Here is an 865-nt window from a genome sequence, read left to right on the forward strand (position 1 = left end):
CTCGTCGAAGAGCGCATTGAGGCCACTGTAAACAATCTGCTTGCAGAATGCCGCCCCAGCCAGCCAGATGTTTCTGGGGATGCTCGCTCGCGCCGGTCACTCGAGGCGTAGTAGAGCGCGGCCGGCGGTGCGGTGCCCGCGAAGGGTTGATCATCGCGCACGTTAGAAGGTGCGCGCCTTCGAGCGCAAGCGGCCGGTGCGCAAGCCCTGGCCCGATGACATCGAGCGCGAGCGCGTCGTCATCGCCGCTCCGTCGGCCTGCGGTCGCTGCGGCGGATCGCGGCTGGTCAAGCTCGGCGAGGACGTGACCGAGACGCTGGAGGAGACCCCGCGTCGGTTCAAGCTGATCGAGACCGTGCGTGAGAAATTTACGTGCCGAGAGTGCGAAGCGATCACCCAGCCGCCGGCACCGTTCCATGCCACGCCGCGCGGCTTCATCGGTCCGCAACTGCTGGCGACTATCCTGTTTGACAAGTTCGGCATGCATGCTCCACTCAACCGCCAAAGCGCGCGCTTCAAGGCCGAGGGGATCGACTTGCCGCTGTCGACGCTGGCCGATCAGGTCGGCCATGGGACCTTCGCTCTTAGGCCGCTCTTCAAGCTGATCGAAAGGCACGTGTTCGCGGCCGAGCGCTTGCATGGCGATGACACCACCATCCGCATCCTGGCGAAGGGTAAGTGCACGACCGGACTAATCTGGATCTTAGATCGAGCGCGCGATCAACGGCAAGACCGCCACCGAGCGGCGCGCCGTGCGCCTAGCAGATGAGCAAGCCGCTCTTCGACGATATGCATGCATGGCTGCTGCGCGAGCGCGAAGTCCTCTCGCGTTCCTCCGACGTCCTGAAGCCGATGAACTATATGC

Annotated in this window: 2 pseudogenes; one reads left to right on the plus strand and one right to left on the minus strand. The window is 64.2% G+C overall.

Annotated elements, in window-relative coordinates:
* Positions 1-167, minus strand: a pseudogene (locus EN780_RS38560) (transposase); the annotation flags it as partial.
* A 2-nt stretch (positions 168-169) separates the two neighbouring features.
* Here EN780_RS38560 and EN780_RS35600 point away from each other — a divergent pair.
* A pseudogene (locus EN780_RS35600) lies at positions 170-865 on the plus strand (transposase); the annotation flags it as partial.

The sequence above is a fragment of the Mesorhizobium sp. M4B.F.Ca.ET.089.01.1.1 genome (genome assembly GCF_004022605.1).
In the GTDB taxonomy this organism is placed as follows: Bacteria; Pseudomonadota; Alphaproteobacteria; order Rhizobiales; family Rhizobiaceae; genus Mesorhizobium; species Mesorhizobium abyssinicae.